Here is a 17,470-nt window from a genome sequence, read left to right on the forward strand (position 1 = left end):
TCTCGTACCGACCGCCCGTTCCGGGCGGCGACCGACCACGGAGGTCCGTTACATCGTGACAACCCAACGAACTTCGAGGCGCAGACTGGCCGCCGGGGCGGCGCTCGCGGTCGCGGCCCTGGTGACCACCACCGCCTGCGGCGGTGGCGGCGGCAAGAGCGAAGGCGGCGGCAAGGGCGGCAAGGCGGCGGGCTTCAACGCCGGTGTGAACAAGGTGGCCGCCGCCTCCGACAAGAAGGGCGGGGAGCTGAAGTTCATCGGCACCCAGGACGCCGACTCGTGGGACCCGCAGCGCGGTTACTACGGCTTCATGTGGGACTTCGCCCGCTACTACACCCGTACCCTCGTCACCCCCAAGCCGGCCCCCGGCCTGGAGAGCGTGAACGTCGTCCCGGACATGGCCACGGACACCGGCCAGCTCTCGGCCGACAAGAAGACGTACACCTTCAAGCTCCGTGACGGGCTGACCTGGGAGGACGGCCAGCCGATCACCACCCAGCAGATCAAGTACGGCATCGAGCGCACCTGGGCGACCGACAAGATCTCCGGCGGCCCGCTGTGGCTGATGCAGGTCCTCGACCCCAACAAGGAGTACAAGGGACCGTACAAGGACGAGAGCAAGGACAAGCTCGGCCTGAAGGCGATCGAGACGCCGGACGAGAAGACGATCGTCTTCCATCTGCCCAAGCCCAACGGCGACTTCCTCCAGATGCTGGCGATCCCCGCCGCGGCCCCGGTCCGCCCGGACAAGGACACCGCCGAGAAGTACGGGTCCCGCCCGTTCTCCAGCGGACCGTACAAATTCGTCTCCTACACCCCGAACAAGGGCCTGGAGCTGGTCCGCAACGACAAGTGGGACCGGAAGTCCGACCCGGTCCGCAAGGCGCTGCCCGACAAGGTCACGGTCAAGCTCACCACCAACGCCGACGACATGGACAACAAGCTGCTCGCCGGCGAGTACGACCTCGACATCAACGCCACCGGCCTGGGCTCGACCGGTCGGCAGAAGGCGATGAACTCGTACAAGGCCAACGTCGACAACCCGCAGACCGGCTTCATCCGCTACGCGGCCTTCCCGAAGACCGTCGCGCCGTTCGACAACGAGCACTGCCGCAAGGCCGTCATCTACGCCGCCGACCACACCTCGATCCAGACCGCGCGCGGCGGCCCGCAGGCCGGTGGCGACATCGCGATCAGCATGCTCCCGCCGGTGGTCAAGGGCTTCGACGCGAACTACGACCCGTTCAACCTGAAGCAGGGCAAGCCCGACGAGGCCAAGGCCAAGGAGGAGCTGAAGGCCTGCGGCAAGCCCGAGGGCTTCAAGACCACGATCGCCGTGCGCAACAACAAGCCGCCGGAGGTCGCGACCGCCGAGTCGATGCAGGCGGCCCTGAAGAAGGTCGGCATCGACGCCCAGATCGACCAGTACGACGGCGCCCAGTCCACCGGCATCATCGGCGCCCCCAAGAACGTCAAGGACAAGAACTACGGCATCATCATCATGGGCTGGGGCGCGGACTTCCTCAGCGGCCAGGGCTTCCTCCAGCCCATCACCGACGGCCGCTTCATCCAGGAGAGCGGCAACCAGAACTACCCCGAGCTCAACGACCCCGAGGTCAACAAGCTCTTCGACCAGGCCATCGCGGAGATCGACGTCGACAAGGCGGGGAAGCTCTACCAGGAGGCCAACAAGAAGGTCACCGAGGGCGCCTGGTACCTGCCCTTCGTCTACGACAGGACGATCACCTGGCGCAGCTCCCGGCTGACCAACGCCTACACGTCCGACGCCTACAACGGACGCTACGACTACGCCTCCCTCGGCGTCGTCAAGTGAGCGCCTTCCCGTGACAGGCACCGTCCAGTGACAGACCGTACGCTCCGCCGGCGCACCCGCCGCTAGGCCCGAAGGGCAGGTGAGGGCCGCGCGCGGCGGTCCGGGGACCCCCGACGCGATCGCGGGGGTCCCCGGCCGCCGCCGGCCGACCGCAGTGTTCGCTTACATCGTCAGGCGGCTGTTCGCCGTCATCGTGATGCTCCTCGTGGTCACCCTGGTGACCTTCGGCATCTTCTTCGCGATCCCCAAACTCACCGGGGCCGACCCCGCCGCGCTCTACGTCGGCAAACAGGCGGACCCGGCGACCATCGAGGGCATCCGGCAGAAACTCGGGCTGTCCGACCCGATCCTGGTGCAGTTCTGGCACTTCGTCACCGGCATCCTCGCCGGGCGGGACTACACCGGCGGCGGCACCACCGTCCACTGCGACGTGCCCTGCTTCGGCTACTCCTTCCGCACCGAGCAGGACATCTGGCCGGTGCTCCAGGACCGGGTGCCGGTGACGCTGTCGCTGGCCGCGGGCGCCTGTGTGCTGTGGCTGGTCGGCGGGGTGACCACCGGTGTGGTCTCCGCCCTCAAGCGCGGCAGCCTCTGGGACCGCGCGGCCATGACCGTCGCCCTGAGCGGCGTCTCGCTCCCCATCTACTTCACCGGCCTGGTCTCCCTCGCGGTCTTCTCCTACGGCCTGGGCTGGGTGGACGGCGACTACGTCGACTTCGCCGACGACCCGGCCGGCTGGTTCAGCGGGCTGATCCTGCCCTGGATCACCCTCGCCTTCCTCTACGCGGCCATGTACGCCCGGCTCACCCGCGCCACCATGCTGGAGATCCTGGGCGAGGACTACATCCGCACCGCCCGCGCCAAGGGGCTGCGGGAACCGGTCGTCATCGGCAAGCACGCCATGCGCTCCACGCTGACCCCGGTCCTCACCATCCTCGGCATGGACCTCGGCGCCCTCGTCGGCGGCGCGATCCTCACCGAGACCACCTTCAACCTGCCGGGCCTGGGCCAGGCGGCCGTGAAGGCCATCAGTGACCGCGACCTGCCGCTGATCCTCGGCGTGACGCTCATCGCGGCGACCGCCGTCGTCGTCGCCAACCTCGTGGTCGACCTCCTGTACGCCGTGATCGATCCCCGAGTGAGGCTCTCGTGACCACCACCCCCCTCCCCGACGGCGGCGCCGTCGGCGAGCCCGTCGGCGGCGCGGACCGGCCGACCGCCTTCCTCGACGTCCGGGACCTGCGCATCCACTTCCCCACCGACGACGGCCTGGTGAAGTCCGTCGACGGGCTGTCCTTCCAGCTGGAGAAGGGCCGCACCCTCGGCATCGTCGGCGAGTCCGGCTCCGGCAAGTCCGTGACCTCGCTGGGCATCATGGGCCTCCACACCGTCGGCCAGTACGGCCGCCGCAAGGCCCGCATCAGCGGCGAGATCTGGCTGGACGGCACCGAGCTGATGAGCGCCGACCCCGAGAAGGTGCGCCGGCTGCGCGGCCGCGAGATGGCCATGATCTTCCAGGACCCGCTGTCGGCCATGCACCCGTACTTCACCGTCGGCGCCCAGATCGTCGAGGCGTACCGGGTCCACCACGACGTCGACAAGAAGACCGCCCGCAAGCGCGCGGTCGAGCTGCTGGACCGGGTCGGCATCCCCCAGCCCGACCGGCGCGTCGACGACTACCCCCACCAGTTCTCCGGCGGCATGCGCCAGCGCGCGATGATCGCGATGGCGCTCGTCAACAACCCGGACCTGCTGATCGCCGACGAGCCCACCACCGCCCTGGACGTCACCGTCCAGGCCCAGATCCTGGACCTGATCCGCGACCTGCAGAAGGAGTTCGGCTCCGCGGTCGTCATCATCACCCACGACCTGGGCGTGGTCGCCGAGCTCGCCGACGACATCCTCGTGATGTACGGCGGCCGCTGTGTGGAACGCGGCCCGGCCGAACGGGTCTTCCGCAGCCCCCAGCACCCCTACACCTGGGGCCTGCTGGGCTCGATGCCCCGGATCGACCGCGAGCAGACCGAGCGGCTGATCCCGGTCAAGGGCTCCCCGCCCAGCCTGATCAACGTGCCCTCCGGCTGCGCCTTCAACCCGCGCTGCCCCTACGCCGACGTCCCCAAGGGCGGTGTCACCCGCACCGAGCGGCCCGAACTGCGCCCCGTCCCGGGCGCCGAGGCCGGCCGGCCGCACCACTCCGCCTGCCACCTGGCACCCGAGGAGCGCACCCGCATCTGGACCGAAGAGATCGCGCCCAAGTTGTGAAGGACCCACAGATGACGATTCCCGCACAGCCGGCCCCCGAGGCGGCCGAGCCCCTGCTGAAGGTCGAGGGCCTGGTCAAGCACTTCCCGATCGTCAAGGGGCTGCTGCGGCGCCAGACGGGCGCGGTGCGGGCCGTGGACGGGCTGGACTTCGACGTGCGCGCGGGGGAGACCCTGGGCGTGGTGGGCGAGTCCGGCTGCGGCAAGTCGACCATGGGCCGGCTGATCACCCGGCTGCTGGAACCGACCGCCGGGAGGATCGAGTTCGAGGGCCGGGACATCACCCACCTCGGGGTGGCGGGGATGCGGCCGATGCGCCGCGACGTCCAGATGATCTTCCAGGACCCGTACTCCTCGCTGAACCCCCGGCACACCGTCGGCACGATCGTCGGGGCGCCGTTCCGGCTCCAGGGCATCACGCCCGAAGGCGGGGTGAAGAAGGAGGTGCAGCGGCTGCTGGAGCTGGTGGGGCTCAGCCCCGAGCACTACAACCGCTATCCGCACGAGTTCTCCGGCGGCCAGCGCCAGCGCATCGGCATCGCGCGGGCCCTCGCGCTCAAGCCCCGGCTGGTCGTCGCCGACGAGCCGGTCTCCGCGCTGGACGTCTCCATCCAGGCACAGGTGGTCAACCTCCTGGACGACCTCCAGGAGGAGCTCGGACTGACCTACGTCATCATCGCCCACGACCTGTCGGTCATCCGGCACGTCTCGGACCGGATCGCGGTGATGTACCTCGGCAAGATCGTGGAACTCGCCGACCGCACCTCGCTCTACGAGCGGCCCATGCACCCGTACACGACGGCGCTGCTGTCGGCCGTGCCCGTGCCGGACCCGGGGCGGCGCGTCAAGCGCGAACGCATCCTGCTCAAGGGCGACGTGCCCTCGCCGATCTCCCCGCCGTCCGGCTGCCGCTTCCACACCCGCTGCTGGAAGGCGACGGAGGTGTGCCGGACCGACGAGCCGCGGCTGCTGGCCCCCCGGGCCGGCCACCAGGTGGCCTGCCATCACCCGGAGAACGCGCCGGGAACACCCGAACCGGTTACGGAAGGTGCGGGTGCGTAAGCGGCGTGCGAGGCTGGCTCGTGGTGATCGAAATGACTTGGTAAAGACCTGAGCACCGCGAGGCGGGGGAGTGCAGAGTCGGCGCGTTCGCCGCAAATGCGCTCGCACGTTCGAAGGGACGGCTCATGGCACTCTCCCGCCCGCTCCGGGACCGCTCCATACGCTCGAAGGGCCGCCGGGTCCCGGCCCGGCTCCTCGCCCTCGCCACGGCCACCGCCTCGGCCTGGGTGGTCGCGGCCGCCCCCATGGCCTCGGCCCGCCCCGACTGGCCCCCGACCGCCGGTGCCCCCGGCATCGGCGACACCTACTTCCCCGAGCTCGGCAACGGCGGCTTCGACGCCCTCCACTACGACCTCGACGTCGGCTACACACCCTCCAGCGGCCGGCTGGACGGGAGGACGACCGTCACCGCGCGGGCCACCCAGAGCCTCTCCTCCTTCGACCTGGACCTCCAGCAGCTCACGGTCTCCAAGGTCGAGGTCAACGGCCTCCCCGCCGCCTTCTCCCGGGTGGGCGACGAGATCCGCATCCGCCCCGCGCTCCCGCTGATCAAGGGCCACACCTTCACCACGACCGTCACCTACGGCGGCATACCCCAGCCGCTCAGCGGCCCCATCATCTTCGGCTCGAAGTACGGCTGGATGAAGACCAAGGACGGCGTCTTCGTGGCGTGCGAGCCCAACGCGGCCTCCACCTGGTTCCCCTCCAGCGACCACCCCTCCGACAAGGCCACCTTCGACATCCGCATCCGGGCCCCCAAGGGCCTGACGGCCGTCTCCAACGGCAGGCTCCTCGCCACCCGCGACAGCGGCGACACCACGATCACCCATTGGCGCGAGAGCAAGCCGATGGCGCCCTACCTCGCCACCGCCACGATCGGGAAGTTCGACGTGCGCAAGGGCGTCACCCCCGGCGGCACCCCCATCTACGTCGCCACCAATCCCGCCCTGCCCACCGACAAGCTCGACTTCTACGGCATCACCGCCGAGGCCACCGACTACTGGTCCAAGCTCTTCGGCCCGTACCCCTTCGAGGAGACGGGCGCCATCGTCGACGACATGCCGCAGGCCGAGTTCTCGCTGGAGGTCCAGACGAAGCCCGTCTACTCCGCCGTGCGCGACGAGGCGACGGTCGTCCACGAGCTGGCCCACCAGTGGTTCGGGGACTCGCTGTCGGTCGAGCGGTGGAAGGACATCTGGCTCAACGAGGGCTTCGCCACCTACGCCGAGTGGCTGTGGGACGAGCACAAGGGCCGCAAGAGCGCCCACCAGTCCTTCCTGGAGGCGTACAACGCCCACGGCGGCGACGACGCCTTCTGGAAGCTCGACGTGGCCGACCCCAAGCGCGACACCATGTTCTCCCGGTCCGTCTACTACCGGGGCGCGATGACGCTCCAGATGCTGCGCGAGCGCATCGGCGACAAGGCGTTCTTCAAGCTGCTGCCCTTGTGGACCAAGCTCCACAAGGGCGGCAACGTCCGCACCGCCCAGTTCACCGGCCTCGCCGAGGCGGTCTCCCACCAGGACCTGAGCGATCTCTTCCGGACCTGGCTGTCCACCCCGCAGAAGCCGAAGCTGCCGTAGCCGCCCGCCGTGGCCTTCGCGGGCGCGCGCGTCCGCATTCCGGGACGCGTTCCGGGAGGAGTCGGGAGCACCGCCACCGGCGCGTAAGAATGTCTGGTGCTCACCGATCTGTTCAGCCCCTCCGTCCAGCACTCGCTCGACATCGCCGGGATCTTCGTCTTCGCCATGTCGGGCGCCCTGCTCGGCGTCCGCAAGAACTTCGACGTCTTCGGCATGGCGGTGCTGGCGGAGGTCACGGCGCTGGGCGGCGGGCTGTTCCGGGACCTGATCATCGGAGCCGTGCCGCCCGCCGCCTTCACCGACCTGGGGTACTTCCTCACCCCGCTGGTCGCCACCGCGATCGTCTTCTTCCTCCACCCCGAGGTGGAGCGGATCACCAAGGCGGTGAACGTCTTCGACGCCGCCGGGCTCGGGCTGTTCTGCGTCGCGGGCACGGTCAAGGCGTACGGGCACGGGCTCGGCCTGACCTTCGCCGCGACGCTGGGCCTGGCCACGGCGGTCGGCGGCGGTGTGCTGCGCGACGTCCTGGCCCACGAGGTCCCCTCGCTGCTCCGCTGGGACCGCGACCTGTACGCGGTGCCCGCCATGGTCGGCTCCACCATGGCCGCGCTGCTGATCCGCTACGACGCGCTCAACGTCTCCACCAGCATGCTGTCCGCCGCCGTCGCGTTCGTCCTGCGGCTCCTCGCGATGCGTTACCACTGGCGCGCCCCGCGCGCCTGGCACCGGCGCAGCGCGACGGCGGGAGATCCGGCGCAGGGCAACGCCCAGGGGTAACGCTCGGGCGTAACGTTTCCGCGCGGCCTTGTTCCCGCGTGGCTGTCGGCTCAGACCTCCCGGCCCAGCCACGCCGCCAGCCGCGCGTAGGCGTCCGCGCCCTCGGGGGCCGGACGCACCGGCCCGAACGGCACGGGCCCGCCGCGCCGCTCCGCCGGGAGCACCCGGCGCGCCCACTCCAGGGCGTACTCGGCGAGCTCCTGGTCCAGGGGCAGCGGATGGCCGAGGGCGGTGGACAGGTCCCAGGTGTGGGCGACCGTCTCCAGCACACAGCCCGAGGAGAGGTACGCCCGGCCCGGCATCTCGCCCCACGGCACGGACACCGGCGCGTCCAGCTTCGCGTCGTCGGCCCACACCTCGTCGAAGAGCGCGCGGGCCTCGTCGTAGGCCGCGAGCCAGCCGTCGTCCGGCACGCCCTCGGCGGCCACCAGCGCCACGTCCGCGTCGGTCCGGCCGCGCTCGGCGCCGGCGCGGACACCGCCCACGAGGTGCGCCAGCAGCCCGCGCACGTCGAACTCGTCGCAGGGCGTCGGGTCGCCGAGCGCCTCGGGCTTCACCCGGGCCATCAGGGCCGCCATCTGGTCGGTGGCGCGGGTGTAGAGGGGGCGGGGGTCGAGGTCCATGGCGCACTGCTCCTGTGAGGACGAGGTGAACGGTCGACCGGCTGGTCGGCCGGTCGGTCTGAGAGCACCCTCCCGCCATAACCTGACACCCGCCGTCATGTTTCCCTCGCCCCCGCGAGATTCTTGATCACGTGAAATCCGACCGGCTGCTGTCGATACTCCTGCTGCTCCAGAACCGGGACCGGGTGCCCGCCGCCGAGCTCGCCCGCCGGCTGGAGGTGTCCGTCCGCACCATCTACCGCGACGTCGAGTCCCTCTCCGCCGCCGGCGTGCCCGTCTACGCCGAACGCGGCCGCCACGGCGGCATCGCCCTGCTCCCCGGCTACCGCACCGACGTCACCGGCCTCACCGCCGACGAGGCCCGCGCCCTGTTCGTCCTCGCCGGCCCCGGCGCCCACGCCGACCTCGGCCTCGACGGCGCCCTGGGCTCCGCCCTGCGCAAGGTCATGGCCGCCCTGCCCGCCCCCCACCGCCCCGCCGCCGAGGCCACCAGCCGCCGCATCCACATCGACCCCGTCCGCTGGGCGGCCCCCACCGCCGCCGTCGACCTCGGCGAACTCCACACCGCCGTCTTCACCGACCTCCGGCTGCGCCTGCGCTACCGCCACGGCGGCACGGCCGAACCGCGCGGGTACACCGTCGACCCCTACGGCCTCGTCGCCAAGGCCGGCGTCTGGTACCTCGTCGCCGACCACCGCGGCAGCCCCCGCCTCTACCGCGCCGACCGCGTCCTGAAGGCGACCCTCACCGACGAACCCGTACGCCGCCGGGCCGGCCAGGAGCTGACGGACGTCTGGGCGGAGCTGCGCCGCGAGGTCGAGGACCGCCCCGCGGAGCTCCTGGTGACGGCCCGGGTGCGGCGCTCCCGCCTCGCCACGCTCCTGCGCCTGCGGGGCCGGCAGCTCACGGGGCCGCCGTCCGAGGGCGACCCCGCGACCGTCGAATTCGCCTTCGGCGGCGTCGCGGAAGCGCGATCTTTGCTGGCCTACGGCCCGGACCTGGAGGTGATCTCCCCGGAGCCGGTCCGGCGGGAGCTGGCGGCGGCCGCCCGGGCCGTGCTGGAGCTGTACGAACCCGGGCACAACCGGATGCTCCCTCCGGGGCCGGAACGCCCCGCCACGGTCCCGGACCGGGCCTCGTAGAATCGTGCCCACCATGGCCTACCTCGACCACGCCGCCACCACCCCGATGCTCCCGGAGGCGGTGACGGCGATGACCGCCCAGCTGCCCCTCGCCGGCAACGCGTCCTCGCTGCACGCCGCGGGCCGCCGCGCCCGCCGCACGGTCGAGGAAGCGCGCGAATCGCTCGCCGCCTCGCTCGGCGCGCGCCCCAGCGAAGTGGTCTTCACCGCGGGCGGCACCGAAGCGGACAACCTCGCCGTCAAGGGCCTGTTCTGGGCACGCCGCGCCGCCGACCCGGCCCGCACCCGCGTCCTGGCCAGCCCCGTGGAGCACCACGCCGTCCTCGACGCGGTCCACTGGCTCGCCGAGCACGAGGGCGCGACCGTCGAGTACCTGCCCGTCGACTCCTACGGCCGGGTCCACGCGGACGCCCTCCGCGAGGCCATCGCCCGCAATCCCGGCGACGTGGCCCTCGCCACGGTGATGTGGGCCAACAACGAGATCGGCACGGTGCTGCCGGTCCACGAACTGGCCGAGGCGGCTTCGGAGTTCGACGTTCCGCTGCACGCCGACGCCGTACAGGCCGTCGGCCAGCTGGACGTGGACTTCGCCGCGTCCGGGCTCGCCGCGATGACCGTCAGCGGCCACAAGATCGGCGGCCCGTACGGGATCGGCGCCCTGCTGCTGGGCCGCCAGTACACGCCCGTACCGCTGCTGCACGGCGGCGGCCAGGAGCGGCACGTGCGCTCCGGCACGCTCGACGTCCCGGCGATCGCCGCCTTCGCGGTGGCGGGCCGGCTGGCCTCCGAGCGGCGCGCGGACTTCGCCCGGGAGATCGGGGCGCTGCGGGACGAGCTGATCGAGGGCGTCCGGGCGGCCGTCCCCGACGCGGTCCTCGGCGGCGACCCGGACCCGGCGGGCCGGCTGCCCGCCAACGCCCACTTCTCCTTCCCGGGCTGCGAGGGCGACTCCCTGCTGCTCCTCCTCGACGCCCAGGGCATCGAGTGCTCGACCGGCTCCGCCTGCACGGCCGGCGTCGCCCAGCCCAGCCACGTCGTCCTGGCCACGGGCACCGACCGCGACCTGGCCCGCGGCACCCTGCGCTTCTCCCTGGGCCACACGTCGACGCGCGAGGACGTCACGGCGGTCGTGGAGGCGATCGGCCCGGTGGTGGAACGAGCACGCACGGCAGGGCTGAGCTAGGGACCACCGGTTTGTGGGCAGGCGTTCCGCAGGGCTGGGGGCACCTCCCAGCGGTAGCTGGGGGAGGGTGGGCACAAACCGGCCACCGGCCCGCACCCGCCCTGAAAGCGCAGCCGCAACGTACCCGTACCCTGGAAGGGCTATGACTGACTTCCCGGGTGCCCCAGACCTCAGCGCCCCCCGCAAGGGGCTCCGCGTGCTCGCCGCCATGTCCGGCGGCGTCGACTCCGCCGTCGCCGCGGCCCGCGCCGTCGAAGCCGGCCACGACGTGACCGGTGTGCACCTCGCGCTCTCCGCGAACCCGCAGTCCTTCCGCACCGGCGCGCGCGGCTGCTGCACCATCGAGGACTCCCGCGACGCCCGCCGCGCCGCCGATGTGATCGGCATCCCCTTCTACTGCTGGGACCTGGCCGAGCGCTTCCGCGAGGACGTCGTCGAGGACTTCGTCGCCGAGTACGAGGCCGGGCGCACGCCCAACCCCTGTCTCCGCTGCAACGAGAAGATCAAGTTCGCCGCGCTGCTGGACAAGGCCCTCGCGCTGGGCTTCGACGCCGTCTGCACCGGCCACTACGCCACGGTCGTGGTGAACGAGGACGGCACCCGAGAGCTCCACCGTGCCAGCGACATGGCCAAGGACCAGTCCTACGTCCTGGGCGTCCTGGACGAGCGCCAGCTCGCGCACGCGATGTTCCCGCTGGGCGACACGATCACCACCAAGGACGAGATCCGCGCCGAGGCGGAGCGCCGGGGCCTGGCCGTGGCGAAGAAGCCCGACAGCCACGACATCTGCTTCATCGCCGACGGCGACACCCAGGGCTTCCTGGCGAAGCGCCTCGGCAAGGCCGAGGGCGACATCGTCGACGAGACCGGCGCCACGGTCGGCACCCACGAGGGCGCCTACGGCTTCACCATCGGCCAGCGCAAGGGCCTCCGCATCGGCCGCCCGGCCCCGGACGGCAAGCCGCGCTACGTCCTGGACATCTCCCCGGTGAACAACACCGTGACGGTGGGCCCGGTGGAGGCCCTGGACGTCTCGGCCCTGACCGCCATCAAGCCCCGCTGGTGCGGCGTCGCCCCGGCCGGCCCGGGCACGTACACGGCCCAGCTGCGCGCCCACGGCGGCGAGACCGAGGTGACGGCCGAGCTCGTCGGGGACGAGCTCCACGTCCGTTTCACCGAGCCCGTCCGCGGCGTGGCCCCCGGCCAGGCGATCGTCCTCTACGACGACACGCGCGTCGTCGGCTCGGCGACGATCGCGACGACCGAGCGGGCGCGCGCGGGAGCGGCGGGCTGAGCACCGCCCCCGCGCGGTAGCGCCCCGCGTATCGCTCCGCGCGGGATCAGCGCTCGGTCGTCCGCGTCACGTTGGTGACCTCGCACCGGCCGCCGCTGCTGGGCGAGCCCGCCTTCGGCACGTACGGGGTGGAGACGTCGAGCGTGCCGGTCCTGCCCGGCATCACGTAGGGGATGGACGGGAAGCGCGTGGTGATCTTGCCCTCGGGGTCCGTGAACTTCACCGTCAGGCGGTAGGTGTACTTGAGGGTCGCGCTGCCGTTGGTGGCGCTGAGCTTCGCCGTGATGCCGAGGCGGTCGGTGTAGGCGCAGTCGGTGATCTTGATGTCGCGCATGGCGTCGTCGCCGCTGCCGCCCCGGCCGCTGCCGTTCGAGCCCAGGACGGACGAGCCGCCGGAGGAGGACGACGAGGAGTCGCCGGTACCGCCACCGGTGGTCGTGCCACCGGTGGCGGTACCGCCGCTCGTCGTCCCGCCGCTGCTGAAGCCGCCGCTCGTGCCGCCGCTCGTGGACGTGCCCCCGCTCGTGGAGGAGCCGCTGCTGTGGTGGCTGGATCCGCCGCCGCAGCTGGCGCCGTGGTGGCCCCGGGCGCCGGTGAGGGCGACGACGACGATTCCGAAGACGGCCGCCGCGCGGACATGACGAAGCTTCATGCTGGAACTCCCCCGATGAAGTGACGAGATGACGCATTGATCGTTTTGATCATTGACAAGCGCACGTCACGCTAACGGGGTGTTTACACATGACCAAATCCCAGCGGGTCACCGGCCGCTTCTGTGACACGACCGGAACAGAACGGCTTTTCTCAGCCGGTGCCGCGCACGACCTTGGCGATCTCGCACTTCGCGCCCTTCGTGGGGGCTCCCGCCTTCGGGCTGTAGGGGGCGGCGATGTCGTGGCTGTCCGTGCGGCCGGGGCGGACGAACAGGAGCGAGAAGTCCTGCGGGTCGATCGCCGAACCGTCCGGGGCGGTGAACTTCACGGTGACGGTGTAGCTGTAAGTGGCCGTCGCGCTGGGGTTCATGGCGCTCAGTTTGGCCGCGATGCCCTGCTTTTCGACGTATGCGCAGTCGGAGATGGAGACGTCCTTGGTGCCGTCGCCGGAGCCGTCGGTGGTGGCAGCGGCGGCGGCAGCGGAGGTGCCGCTCTTCCCGCTCGAGTCGCTGCCGCAGCCGCTCGCTCCGGTGAGCGCGATGATGACGAATCCGGATATGGCGGCGGTGCGGGACATGCGAATCTTCACTATGGCTGCTTTCAGTGAAATGACGGAAAACGGCGCGGGGATAACGCCGCCGGTGAGCCCGCGTCACGCTAGGCATGCCATTACCGCTTTCGCGATACCGCCGGTAACACTGTGATCTGTTCGCGACCCATAAGATTCCGAATCCATATCGGAGACATAGGAAATCGGCCCGTAGCGTCCGGCTCACCCGAAGACGGCACACAGGGGGACAGACGCGGCGGTACGGGGCGGTGTCCGCCGCCCGCGCCGTGGGGCAAGCTGGGGGCATGGCAACACATGTGATCACCGGCTCCGGGTCGGGCATCGGCGAGGCGGTCGCCCGGCGGCTCCACGAACGCGGCGACGAACTCTGGCTCGTCGCGCGCGACGCGGGCCGGGCCAAGGAGCTCGCCGGGCGCTTCCCCGGCGCCCACACCCTCGTCGCCGACCTCGACACCCCCGACCGGCTCTCCTGGGCGCTCGGCCACCAGTCGCCGCCCGACCGGATCGACTCCCTCCTCCATATCGCGGGCGTCGCCGACCTCGGGGACGTCGGCGAGCTGACCCCCAAGACCTGGAACCGGACGCTCGCCGTCAACCTGGTCGCGCCGGCCGAGCTGACGCGGCTGCTGCTGCCGCAGCTGCGCGTCTCGCAGGGGCACGTCGTCTTCGTCAACTCCGGCGCCGGGCTGCGCGCCAACCCCGGCTGGGGCGCGTACGCGGCCAGCAAGCACGGCCTGAAGGCGCTCGCGGACTCCCTGCGGGCCGAGGAGCACACCCACGGCGTGCGCGTCACCAGCGTCTACCCGGGACGCGTGGCCACCGCCATGCAGGTGAAGGTGCACCAGCAGGAGGGCAAGGAGTACGAGCCGGGCAAGTGGATCAGCCCGGAGTCGGTCTCGTCGACGATCCTGCTCGCCCTGGACCTGCCGCGCGACGCGGAGATCAACGACCTGACGGTCCGCCCGGGGTACTCGGGCGGCTGAGGGCCGACTCCCGTCGGGGCGGCCCCTTTCTCGTACCCTTCCTTCAGTGAGCGAGAAGAGCAACGTCAGGAGCTGGGGCGCGGGGGCCGCCACCGGCGTCGGTTCGATGCCGGGGGGAGACGCGCGCGAGGCCGCGAAGACCGTCACCGGGTCGCTGGAAACGCTGCCCCACCTCCCGGAACTGCCCGCGCGCGGGCCCGGGGCCGACATGATCGGCCGCACGGCCGGGATGCTGGTCGAGGTCTTCGCCCATCTGGAGCCCAGCGGCTGGCGCGTCAGCGACCGGCCCGGCCGCGACACCCGCCGCGCCCGCTCCTGGCTCGGCGAGGACCTGGACGCGCTCGAGGAGTTCACCCAGGGCCACCAAGGAGCCCTGAAGGTCTCCGCCGTCGGCCCCTGGACCCTGGCCGCCTCCCTCCAGCTGCGCGGCGGCGAGGCCGCCCTCGCCGACCCCGGCGCCTGCCGCGACCTCACGGCCTCCCTGGCCGAGGGCCTGCGCGGCCACCTCGCCGAGGTACGCCGCCGGGTGCCGGGCGCCCGGCTCGTGCTCCAGCTGGACGAGCCCTCCCTCCCCGCCGTGCTGCGCGGACAGATCCGCACCGCCAGCGGCTACCGCACCCACCGGGCCGTCGACCGGGCCGTCGTCGAAGGGGCCCTGCGGGACATGGCCTCCGTCGCGACGGAGGCCGGCGCCGAGCTCGTCGTCCACTCGTGCGCCCCCGGCGTGCCCTTCGCGCTGCTGCGCCGCGCGGGAGTCACCGGAGTCTCGTTCGATTTCTCGCTGCTCACCGAGCGTGAGGACGATGCGATCGGTGAGGCGGTCGAGGCGGGCACGACCCTCTTCGCTGGCGTGGTGCCCGGCGTGGACGGCCCATTGTCAGACCCTGCCGGTAGCGTCATGGGTGTCAGGACGCTGTGGCGCAGGCTGGGGCTGGCACCGGGGTCTCTTTCGGAGTCCGTGGTCGTCACCCCGTCGTGCGGGCTCGCGGGCGCTTCGCCCGCGTATGCCCGCGCGGCCCTCGCCCACTGCGTCCGGGCGGCGAAATCACTCGCAGACAACCCTGAGTGACGGCGCTCATGGATCAACGGGAGGACGAGACGGTGGCTGTCGAACGGCGAGGCGAAGAGCTCCAGGAGCTCGCGGCCCAGGCGGCGGTACCCGCCGAGGCGCGCGAGAAGCATGCCCTGCTGGCCGAGCGGGTCGAGGAGCACCGCTTCCGCTATTACGTGAAGGACGCCCCCGTCGTCAGCGACGCCGAGTTCGACAAGCTGCTGCGGTCGCTGGAGGCCCTGGAGGAGGAGTACCCGCCGCTGCGCACGCCCGACTCGCCGACCCAGAAGGTCGCCGGGGCGTACGAGACGGAGTTCACCGCCGTCGAGCACCGCGAGCGCATGCTCTCCCTCGACAACGCCTTCGACGACGAGGAGCTGGCCGCCTGGGCCGAGCGCATCGTCAAGGACCTCGGCGAGGGCGCCGATTACCACTTCCTCTGCGAGCTCAAGGTCGACGGCCTCGCCGTCAACCTGACCTACGAGAACGGCCGTCTCACCCGCGCCGCCACCCGCGGCGACGGCCGCACCGGCGAGGACATCACGCCGAACGTCCGCACCATCGCCGAGGTCCCCGACCGGCTCCAGGGCGACCGGATCCCCGCCCTCGTCGAGGTGCGCGGCGAGGTCTACTTCCCGATGGAGAAGTTCGAGGAGCTCAACGCCCGTCTGGTGGAGGCGGGCAAGGCCCCCTTCGCCAACCCGCGCAACGCGGCGGCCGGTTCGCTGCGCCAGAAGGACCCGCGCGTCACCGCCACCCGCCCGCTGCACATGGTGGTGCACGGCGTCGGCGCCCGTGAGGGCTTCGACATCGACTGCCAGTCGCATGCCTACGAGCTGCTGCGGGAGTGGGGCCTGCCCACCGCCGCGCACGCCGAGGTCTTCGGCTCGCTGGAGGAGGTGCGGAAGTTCATCGCGCACTACGGGCAGCCCAAGGTCCGCCACTCGATGGAGCACGAGATCGACGGCGTCGTCGTCAAGCTCGACGAGATCCCCTTGCAGGGCCGGCTCGGCTCCACCGCGCGCGCCCCGCGTTGGGCCATCGCCTGGAAGTACCCGCCGGAGGAGGTCAACACCAAGCTCCTCGACATCCGGGTGGGCGTCGGCCGCACCGGCCGGGTGACGCCGCAGGCCGTCTTCGAGCCCGTCACGGTCGCCGGCTCCGAGGTCGAGTTCGCCACCCTCCACAACCAGGAGGTCGTCAAGGCCAAGGGCGTCCTCATCGGCGACACCGTCGTCATCCGCAAGGCCGGCGACGTGATCCCCGAGGTCCTCGGCCCCGTCGTGGACCTGCGCGACGGCACCGAACGGGAGTTCGTGATGCCCGCCGAGTGCCCGGAGTGCGGCACCGGGCTGCGCCCGATGAAGGAGGGCGACATCGACCTCCGGTGCCCCAACGCCCGCTCCTGCCCGGGCCAGATCCGCGAGCGGCTGTACTACCTCGTGGGCCGCGAGTGCCTCGACATCGAGAACTTCGGCTATGTGGCCGCCTCGGCCCTCACCCAGCCCCTGGAGCCCGCCACCCCGCCGATGCTCAACGAGGGCGACCTCTTCGATCTGACGATCGAGGAGCTGCTGCCCATCAAGTCCTACGTCCGGGACCAGGACAGCGGCCTGCCCAAGGTCGACCCCAAGACGGGCAAGGAGAAGGTCGTCACCTTCTTCGCCAACCAGAAGGGCGAGCCGAAGAAGAACGCCCTGGCGATGCTGGAGAACATCCAGGCCGCCAAGCAGCGCCCGCTGGCCCGGATCATCAATGGCCTGTCCATCCGCCATGTGGGTCCCGTCGCCGCGGCGGCGCTGGCCCGCGAGTTCCGCTCCGTCGACCGGATGGCCGAGGCCACGGAGGAGGAGCTCGCCGCCGTCGACGGCGTCTCCGACACCATCGCCACCGCCGTCCGGGAGTGGTTCGCCGAGGACTGGCACCGCGAGATCATCGAGAAGTGGCGGGCCGCCGGTGTCCGGATGGAGGAGGAGGCCGGCGAGGCGGAAGGCCCGCGTCCGCTCGCCGGGCTGACCGTCGTCGTCACCGGCACCCTCACGGGCTTCACCCGGGACGCCGCCAAGGAGGCCCTGCAGAGCCGGGGCGCGAAGGTGACCGGGTCGGTATCGAAGAAGACGGACTTCGTGGTCGTCGGTGACAACCCCGGTTCGAAATACGACAAGGCGATGCAGCTGAAGGTCCCGGTCCTCGAAGAGGACGGCTTCACCGTCCTGCTGGAGGAAGGCCCCGAGGCGGCGCGCGAGGCGGCCGTGCCCCAGGAGGCCACCCCAGCGGAGTAATGCCCGCATAGGCAGTGGGCATTACCCCTACAGCGCGTACCAGATGGCTACAGAACGCCGGATCGCATTCGGGCAACCCCTGCCGATCGCTGCCCGCCGTAGCCTTCTGCGGCCTACTGTTGAGATGTGCGCCTGCCGTGGCGCGGGCACCGCCGGCTGTGAGAGGGA

At 71.5% G+C, this 17,470-nt stretch carries 15 protein-coding genes; 12 read left to right on the forward strand and 3 right to left on the reverse strand.

The features are described 5' to 3' along the window. The first annotated feature begins 55 nt into the window (after positions 1 to 55). The 6 genes from ACX9I7_RS15295 to ACX9I7_RS15320 all read left to right on the forward strand — a co-directional run bounded on the left by ACX9I7_RS15295 (position 56) and on the right by ACX9I7_RS15320 (position 7,520). Entirely contained in the window at positions 56 to 1,834 is a 1,779-nt protein-coding gene (locus ACX9I7_RS15295; protein ID WP_387565884.1) for an ABC transporter substrate-binding protein, read from the forward strand. A gap of 154 nt (positions 1,835 to 1,988) precedes the next feature. Further along, on the forward strand, positions 1,989 to 2,987 hold the full coding sequence (locus ACX9I7_RS15300) for an ABC transporter permease (protein WP_459387644.1): 999 nt from the start codon (positions 1,989 to 1,991) through the stop codon (positions 2,985 to 2,987). Next, complete coding sequence (locus ACX9I7_RS15305) at positions 2,984 to 4,099, forward strand: ABC transporter ATP-binding protein (RefSeq protein WP_387565881.1); 1,116 nt, start codon at positions 2,984 to 2,986, stop codon at positions 4,097 to 4,099. The genes ACX9I7_RS15300 and ACX9I7_RS15305 overlap by 4 nt, the downstream gene beginning before the upstream one ends. A gap of 11 nt (positions 4,100 to 4,110) precedes the next feature. Next, entirely contained in the window at positions 4,111 to 5,160 is a 1,050-nt protein-coding gene (locus tag ACX9I7_RS15310; protein ID WP_387565878.1) for an ABC transporter ATP-binding protein, read from the forward strand. A gap of 125 nt (positions 5,161 to 5,285) precedes the next feature. Next, positions 5,286 to 6,743 (forward strand): M1 family metallopeptidase, encoded by a 1,458-nt coding sequence (locus ACX9I7_RS15315; RefSeq protein WP_459387645.1) that lies wholly within the window; start codon positions 5,286 to 5,288, stop codon positions 6,741 to 6,743. 96 nt (positions 6,744 to 6,839) lie between these two features. Further along, positions 6,840 to 7,520, forward strand: coding sequence for a trimeric intracellular cation channel family protein (locus tag ACX9I7_RS15320; RefSeq protein WP_126916213.1), 681 nt, complete (start codon positions 6,840 to 6,842; stop codon positions 7,518 to 7,520). A gap of 50 nt (positions 7,521 to 7,570) precedes the next feature. Here ACX9I7_RS15320 and ACX9I7_RS15325 read toward each other — a convergent pair whose 3' ends face one another. Then, a complete protein-coding gene (locus ACX9I7_RS15325) occupies positions 7,571 to 8,143 on the reverse strand; it encodes a TIGR03086 family metal-binding protein (RefSeq protein ID WP_459387646.1) in 573 nt (190 codons plus the stop codon). A gap of 131 nt (positions 8,144 to 8,274) precedes the next feature. Between ACX9I7_RS15325 and ACX9I7_RS15330 the strand changes: the two genes are divergently transcribed. The 3 genes from ACX9I7_RS15330 to mnmA all read left to right on the forward strand — a co-directional run bounded on the left by ACX9I7_RS15330 (position 8,275) and on the right by mnmA (position 11,762). Continuing rightward, positions 8,275 to 9,285, forward strand: a complete 1,011-nt coding sequence (locus tag ACX9I7_RS15330; protein WP_459387647.1) for a helix-turn-helix transcriptional regulator — start codon at positions 8,275 to 8,277, stop codon at positions 9,283 to 9,285. Positions 9,286 to 9,298: 13 nt separating this feature from the next. Next, the gene (locus tag ACX9I7_RS15335; protein WP_387565866.1) at positions 9,299 to 10,468 is read left to right on the forward strand and encodes a cysteine desulfurase family protein; all 1,170 of its coding nucleotides are present in this window, start codon (positions 9,299 to 9,301) and stop codon (positions 10,466 to 10,468) included. A 142-nt stretch (positions 10,469 to 10,610) separates the two neighbouring features. Then, on the forward strand, positions 10,611 to 11,762 hold the full coding sequence (gene mnmA, locus ACX9I7_RS15340; protein WP_189451283.1) for a tRNA 2-thiouridine(34) synthase MnmA: 1,152 nt from the start codon (positions 10,611 to 10,613) through the stop codon (positions 11,760 to 11,762). A gap of 46 nt (positions 11,763 to 11,808) precedes the next feature. Here the strand turns inward: mnmA and ACX9I7_RS15345 are convergent, their stop codons facing one another. Beyond that, positions 11,809 to 12,414, reverse strand: coding sequence for a hypothetical protein (locus ACX9I7_RS15345; protein WP_459387648.1), 606 nt, complete (start codon positions 12,412 to 12,414; stop codon positions 11,809 to 11,811). 152 nt (positions 12,415 to 12,566) lie between these two features. Further along, the gene (locus ACX9I7_RS15350; RefSeq protein WP_387565859.1) at positions 12,567 to 12,992 is read right to left on the reverse strand and encodes a hypothetical protein; all 426 of its coding nucleotides are present in this window, start codon (positions 12,990 to 12,992) and stop codon (positions 12,567 to 12,569) included. Between the two features lie 278 nt (positions 12,993 to 13,270). Between ACX9I7_RS15350 and ACX9I7_RS15355 the strand changes: the two genes are divergently transcribed. Genes ACX9I7_RS15355 through ligA form a run of 3 tightly spaced genes read left to right on the forward strand, consistent with a single transcriptional unit; the run spans position 13,271 to position 17,302 of the window. Continuing rightward, on the forward strand, positions 13,271 to 13,969 hold the full coding sequence (locus ACX9I7_RS15355; RefSeq protein WP_459387649.1) for an SDR family oxidoreductase: 699 nt from the start codon (positions 13,271 to 13,273) through the stop codon (positions 13,967 to 13,969). A gap of 46 nt (positions 13,970 to 14,015) precedes the next feature. Next, a complete protein-coding gene (locus ACX9I7_RS15360; RefSeq protein WP_459387650.1) occupies positions 14,016 to 15,038 on the forward strand; it encodes a methionine synthase in 1,023 nt (340 codons plus the stop codon). A gap of 8 nt (positions 15,039 to 15,046) precedes the next feature. After that, positions 15,047 to 17,302: an NAD-dependent DNA ligase LigA gene (ligA, locus tag ACX9I7_RS15365; protein WP_459387651.1), complete on the forward strand. Its 2,256-nt coding sequence runs from the start codon at positions 15,047 to 15,049 to the stop codon at positions 17,300 to 17,302. Positions 17,303 to 17,470 lie beyond the last annotated feature (168 nt).

It is taken from the genome of Streptomyces sp. L500, from assembly GCF_054551825.1.

What these genes read in the sequence shown, in the direction of transcription:
- ACX9I7_RS15310 (WP_387565878.1), top strand. Translation starts at nt 4,111, where the DNA reads ATGACGATTCCCGCACAGCCGGCCCCCGAGGCGGCCGAGCCCCTGCTG.
- ACX9I7_RS15315 (WP_459387645.1), top strand. Translation starts at nt 5,286, where the DNA reads ATGGCACTCTCCCGCCCGCTCCGGGACCGCTCCATACGCTCGAAGGGC.
- ACX9I7_RS15325 (WP_459387646.1), bottom strand. Translation starts at nt 8,143, where the DNA reads ATGGACCTCGACCCCCGCCCCCTCTACACCCGCGCCACCGACCAGATG.
- ACX9I7_RS15335 (WP_387565866.1), top strand. Translation starts at nt 9,299, where the DNA reads ATGGCCTACCTCGACCACGCCGCCACCACCCCGATGCTCCCGGAGGCG.
- mnmA (WP_189451283.1), top strand. Translation starts at nt 10,611, where the DNA reads ATGACTGACTTCCCGGGTGCCCCAGACCTCAGCGCCCCCCGCAAGGGG.
- ACX9I7_RS15345 (WP_459387648.1), bottom strand. Translation starts at nt 12,414, where the DNA reads ATGAAGCTTCGTCATGTCCGCGCGGCGGCCGTCTTCGGAATCGTCGTC.
- ACX9I7_RS15350 (WP_387565859.1), bottom strand. Translation starts at nt 12,992, where the DNA reads ATGTCCCGCACCGCCGCCATATCCGGATTCGTCATCATCGCGCTCACC.
- ACX9I7_RS15355 (WP_459387649.1), top strand. Translation starts at nt 13,271, where the DNA reads ATGGCAACACATGTGATCACCGGCTCCGGGTCGGGCATCGGCGAGGCG.
- ligA (WP_459387651.1), top strand. Translation starts at nt 15,047, where the DNA reads ATGGATCAACGGGAGGACGAGACGGTGGCTGTCGAACGGCGAGGCGAA.